This window comes from Streptomyces misionensis (assembly GCF_007896895.1).
Taxonomy (GTDB): Bacteria; Actinomycetota; Actinomycetes; order Streptomycetales; family Streptomycetaceae; genus Streptomyces; species Streptomyces misionensis_A.
Map to the genome: position 1 here is coordinate 1 of NZ_VOGW01000160.1, position 5,403 is coordinate 5,403.

3 protein-coding genes and 1 pseudogene are annotated in these 5,403 nt (G+C 73.6%); 1 reads left to right on the forward strand and 3 read right to left on the reverse strand.

From position 1 onward, the window contains the following. Positions 1 to 219 precede the first annotated feature (219 nt). Entirely contained in the window at positions 220 to 2,796 is a 2,577-nt protein-coding gene (gene pepN / locus FRZ03_RS26130; RefSeq protein WP_146467587.1) for an aminopeptidase N, read from the reverse strand. Between the two features lie 136 nt (positions 2,797 to 2,932). Here pepN and FRZ03_RS26135 point away from each other — a divergent pair, with 136 nt between their 5' ends. After that, positions 2,933 to 3,595 (forward strand): mycothiol-dependent nitroreductase Rv2466c family protein, encoded by a 663-nt coding sequence (locus tag FRZ03_RS26135; protein ID WP_146467588.1) that lies wholly within the window; start codon positions 2,933 to 2,935, stop codon positions 3,593 to 3,595. Between the two features lie 132 nt (positions 3,596 to 3,727). Here the strand turns inward: FRZ03_RS26135 and FRZ03_RS26140 are convergent, their stop codons facing one another. Both FRZ03_RS26140 and FRZ03_RS39825 read right to left on the reverse strand, forming a co-directional pair. Next, positions 3,728 to 5,158, reverse strand: coding sequence for an FGGY-family carbohydrate kinase (locus FRZ03_RS26140; protein ID WP_146467589.1), 1,431 nt, complete (start codon positions 5,156 to 5,158; stop codon positions 3,728 to 3,730). A 36-nt stretch (positions 5,159 to 5,194) separates the two neighbouring features. Next, positions 5,195 to 5,403 (reverse strand): annotated as a pseudogene (locus tag FRZ03_RS39825) (hypothetical protein); the annotation flags it as partial.

Here is a 5,403-nt window from a genome sequence, read left to right on the forward strand (position 1 = left end):
GTTGTGCGTCATGCCCTCGGGATGCCCACCCCTGGTCCCTTCTTTAACCGCTGTTACACGGTCGTCGAGAAATACGGACAAGACGGCCCTAAAGGTCAGGTGTTCGGATGCCGACCGGGTGCCGGAAACCCCTGGTCCGCTCGGGTGCGGACCAGGGGTTACGGCCGTCGGCGCACGAATCCGGTAACGGTCACCGACCGCCGAGGCTCAGGCCAAGGCTCACCGGCCGGCGGCCTCCGCGTCGCACTCCTGTCCGCGCAGCGCCCGCGCCAGGTCGTCCCGCGCCTCCAGCACCAGCCGCCGCAGCGCGGGCGCCGCGTCCTGGTGCGCCGCCAGCCACGCGTCCGTCGCGGCCAGCGTCTCGGGCCGGTCCTGGAGGGCCGGGAACAGCCCGCTGACCACGTCCATGCCGATCTGGATGGAACGCTCTTCCCACACCCGCTCGATGGCGTCGAAGTACTTCTGCGCGTACGGCGCCGTCAGCTCGCGCTGGGAGGGCTGGTCGAAGCCCGCGATCGTCGCCTCCACCAGTGCGTTGGACAGCGTGTCGGACTCCACGACCTGCGCCCACGCCCGCGCCTTGACCTCCGCCGACGGGCGGGCCGCCAGACAGCGGACCTGGTGGCGCTTGCCGGACGCGGTGTCGTCGCGGGCCAGTTCGGCGGCGAGCAGCCGCTCGTCGGCCGCGCCGTGCGCGGCCAGCGGCTCCAGGAACGCCCAGCGCAGCTCCTGGTCCACCTCCAGGCCCTCGACGGACGTGGTGCCGTCCAGCAGCTCCCTCAGCAGGGCCAGGTCCGGCTCGGCCGACGCCGTCGAGGCGAAGAACCGCGCCCAGGCCAGCTGGTGCTCGCTGCCCGGCCCGGCCGCCCGCAGCACCCGCAGCGCGCCCTCGGCGAGCAGCGCGCCGCCGGTCTCCCGCCAGGCGGGGGCCGCGTAGCGCTCCAGCGCCGAGTGCGCCCACGCGTGCAGCATCTGGAGCACGCCGATGTCGGACTCGCGGCCCGCGAAGCGCAGCACCAGGCCGATGAAGTCCCGGGCCGGCAGCAGCGCGTCGCGCGTCATGTTCCACAGCGCCGACCAGCACAGGGCCCGCGCCAGCGGGTCGGTCAGGTCGCCCAGGTGCTCCTGGAGCGTGGCCAGCGAACCGGCGTCGAAGCGGGTCTTGCAGTAGGTCAGGTCGTCGTCGTTGACCAGCACCAGGTCCGGGGCCTCGGCGCCGGCGAGCTCCGTCACGACCGTGCGCGGGCCGTCCACGTCCGTCTCCACCCGCGCGTACCGCTGGAGCGCGCCGCCCTCGGTGAGCCGGTACAGGCCCACCGCGATCCGGTGCGGCCGCAGGTCGGGGTGGGTCTCGGGGGCCTCCTGCACCACCGCCAGCTCCGCGACCCGGGAGTCCGCCAGGAGCACCTGCGGGGTCAGCGCGTTCACCCCGGCCGTCTCCAGCCAGGACCGCGACCACGCCGTCATGTCCCGGCCGCTGGTCTCGCCCAGCACCGACAGCAGGTCGCCCAGGCGCGTGTTGCCGTACGCGTGCCGTTTGAAGTAGCGGCGGGCACCCTCCAGGAACGCGTCCTGCCCGACGTACGCCACCAGCTGCTTGAGCACGGAGGCGCCCTTGGCGTAGGTGATGCCGTCGAAGTTCAGCTTGGCGTCCTGGAGATCGCGGATGTCCGCGGTGATCGGGTGCGTGGACGGCAGCTGGTCCGCGCGGTACGCCCACGCCTTGCGGCGGTTGGCGAAGGTGATCCAGGCGTCCTTGAAGCGGGTCGCGCCGACGTTGCCGAACGTGCCCATGAAGTCCGCGAAGGACTCCTTCAGCCACAGGTCGTCCCACCAGGCCATGGTGACCAGGTCGCCGAACCACATGTGGGCCATCTCGTGCAGGATCACATTGGCGCGGGCCTCGTACGACGCCTGCGTCACCTTGCCGCGGAAGATGTACTCCTCGCGGAAGGTCACCAGACCCGGGTTCTCCATCGCGCCCAGGTTGTACTCCGGCACGAACGCCTGGTCGTACTTGCCGAAGGGGTACGGGTAGTCGAAGTGCTCGTGGAAGAAGTCCAGGCCCTGCTTGGTGATCAGGAAGACGTCGTCGGCGTCGAAGTGCGGGGCGAGGCCCTTGCGGCACATCGCGCCCAGCGGGATCTCCAGCGTGGTGCCGTCCGCGAAGGTGCGGGAGTAGGTGTCCGTGACGTAGTGGTACGGCCCCGCGACCACGCAGGTGATGTACGTCGAGATGGGCTTGGTCTCCGCGAACTTCCACACGCCGTCGGCCTGTTCACCGGCGCCGTTGCTCCACACGGTCCAGCCCTCGGGCGCCCGCACCTCGAAGCGGAACGGCGCCTTGAGGTCGGGCTGCTCGAAGTTCGCGAACACCCGGCGGGAGTCGGCCGGCTCGTACTGCGTGTAGAGGTAGACCTCGCCGTCCTCCGGGTCCACGAAGCGGTGCAGGCCCTCGCCGGTGCGGGAGTAGGCGCACTGGGCGTCGACCACCAGCTCGTTCTCCGCGGCCAGGTCCTCCAGGGCGATCCGGGCGCCGTCGAAGACCTCGCTCGGGTCCAGGTCCTTGCCGTTGAGGGACACGGCGGTCACGCTCGGCGCGATCAGGTCGGCGAAGCTGGACGCGCCCGGCTCGTTGCAGCGGAAGCGGAGGGTGGTCACCGAGCGGAAGGTGCGCGGCTCGCCGTTCCCGTCGCCGACCGCGGACCTGAGGTCCAGGGACACCTCGTATCCGTCGACGGACAGCAGGGCGGCCCGCTCCCGGGCCTCGTCGCGGGAAAGATTCTCACCGGGCACGGCGGCACTCCCTTGTGATCGCGTGATGGGCTGAACAGCACCGATCCTGCCATGTGCGCCTGACCGGGTTCCGCGGGGAATGCCGCTCGCGGGGACGTCGTTGCCGCTGGGGACGACCTTTTCGCTGAGGAGAACCATGTCCGAGACCGTGTCCCCGTCCGGCAAGACCCCCGTCGACTTCTGGTTCGACCCGCTGTGCCCCTGGGCCTGGATGACCTCCCGCTGGGTGCTGGAGGTGGAGAAGCTCCGGGACATCGAGGTCCGCTGGCACGTCATGAGCCTCGCCGTCCTCAACGAGGACAAGCTGGACGAGCTGCCCGAGGAGTACCGGGAGATGCTCAGCACCAGGGCCTGGCAGTCCGTGCGGGTGGTCACCGCGGCCTGGCAGAAGCACGGCCAGGAGGTCGTGGGCCCGCTGTACACCGCGCTCGGCACCCGCATCCACAACAACGGCGAGGGCGCCACCCTGGAGGCCATCGCCGGGGCGCTCGCCGACGTGGGCCTGCCCGCCGAGCTGATCGACTACGCCGAGCAGGAGGACTTCGAGTTCGACGCCGAGCTGCGCGCCTCCCACAAGGAGGGCATCGACAAGGTCGGCCAGGAGGTCGGCACCCCGGTCATCGCGGTCCCCGGAGACGACGGGCAGCAGATCGCCTTCTTCGGCCCGGTCGTCACCCCCGCCCCCAAGGGCGAGCAGGCCGCCCGCCTGTGGGACGGCACCCTCGCGGTCGCCTCGGTCCCGGGCTTCTACGAAATCAAGCGCACGAGGACGCAGGGCCCGGACTTCAGCAACCTGTAAGCCTCCGGTACGAGGCAGGGCCCCGGCTCTGGACCCGGTCCACGGGGCCCGGCCCACGGTGGGCACCCGCGTCGGGCCCGGTTCCTGCCGTCCACCGCGACGACCGGGCGGCGGGCACCGGGTCCGGCCGGGTCACCCGTGCCGTGCCCGGTTCCTGGCCGTCGTCAGCAGGCGCAGGTGTTCCTCGTGGCGGTCGTCGTAGTAGGCCGCCCTGGACGGGTCCGGAGTGACCGTGTGCGCGGGTTCGGTCCAGGCGGCGGTGTCCAGGGGCACGCCGTGGCGTCCGGCCGCCGCCAGCACTGCGCCCCGCGCGCCCGCCTCGCCCTCGACCACCCGCAGCGGCCGGCCCAGCACATCGGCCAGCAGCCGCGTCCAGGCGGGGCTGCGGGTGCCGCCCCCGCACACCGCGAGCGCCCCGGTCAGGCCCGCCGCGGCGAGGCAGTGCCGGGCCGCGTGCCCGATGCCCTCGCAGGTGGCCCGCACCAGGTCGGCGGGGGTGGACTCCAGGCTCACACCGAGGAGTTCGGCCCGCAGCCCCGGCTCCACGAAGGGCGCCCGCTCGCCCGAGGGCGCGAAGTACGGCAGCACCCGCACCCCGCGCGCCCCCGGCGGCGAGGACGCCAGCAGACCGTCCAGCTCCGCGTGCCCGGCGCCCGTCGTCCGCAGCACCCAGTCCAGCGCCGCCGTGCCCACCATCGCCGGCATCGCCCGCAGCCGGTGGCCCGGCCGGTCGGTGGAGACGTACATCCCGGCCGGCTCCCCGCCCAGGTCGAGCGAGGTGGTCGCGACCAGGGCGGCCAGACAGGTGCCGACGATCAGCAGCCCGTCGCCGGGCGCGGTGACGCCGGCGCCGAGCGCACAGGCGGGCAGGTCATATGGCCCGTTCGTCAGCCGTGTCCCGGCCGGCAGCCCGTCCCCCCGGGCCCGCCCGGCCGCCGCCGGGTCGGCGACCGGCGCGAGCAGCCGCCGCCGGCCGGCCAGCCCGAGCAGCTCCAGCACCCCGTCGTCGTACGAGCGCGTGCGCGGGTCCAGGAACGGCATCGACGCGTCGGACACGTCCGTCACCGCCGAGGCGGCGCCGGTCAGCCGCTGGAAGACCATGTCCTTGCAGGCCACCGCGGCCGCCGCCCGGTCCAGCGCCCCGGGTTCGTGCCGGTCCAGCCAGGCCAGCAGGGGGCCGGGGCAGCCCGGGAACAGCGCGCCGCCGGTGCGCCGGAAGACCGCCTCGAAGGTGCCGTCGGCCAGCCAGCCGTCCACCAGTGGGCGGGCCCGGCCGTCCAGCCAGGAGATCGCGGGCCGCACCGGCCGCCCCGCCGAGTCCACCAGCCACAGCCCGTCGCCCTGTCCGGTCAGCCCGGCCAGTTCCACCGGCTCCGGCACCCGCGCGCTCAGCGCGCCGAGCACGGCGACGACCGCCCCGTACACCTCCGCCATGTCCTGCTCGACCGCCCCGCCGCGCAGATCGAGCCCCACCGGGCGTGCCTCGACCGCCAGTTGACGGCCCCCGCGGTCGAACGCGGCGGCCTTGACCACCGATGTCCCCACGTCGATCCCGACGAACACGCCGGCCTCCCGGTGTCGTGGCCGCAATTCCGCACCTCACGTCAGACAGTGGGCGAGCGGCTCCCCCCGCACCCACCGCCCCACCTCCGCCGCGGCCAGCCGGGCGGTCGCGGAGAAGGCGGCCCGGCTGGCGGCGGCGGAGGTGGGGCGGCGGGGGCGGGGGGAGCCGCTCGCCCACTGCCTGACGCGCGGTGCGGGATTGCGGCCACGACACCGGGGGGCCGGCGTGTTCGGCGGGGCGGACG

Bases quoted from the DNA above. Each gene is read 5' to 3' on its own strand.
- FRZ03_RS26135 (WP_146467588.1), top strand. From the start codon at position 2,933: ATGTCCGAGACCGTGTCCCCGTCCGGCAAGACCCCCGTCGACTTCTGG.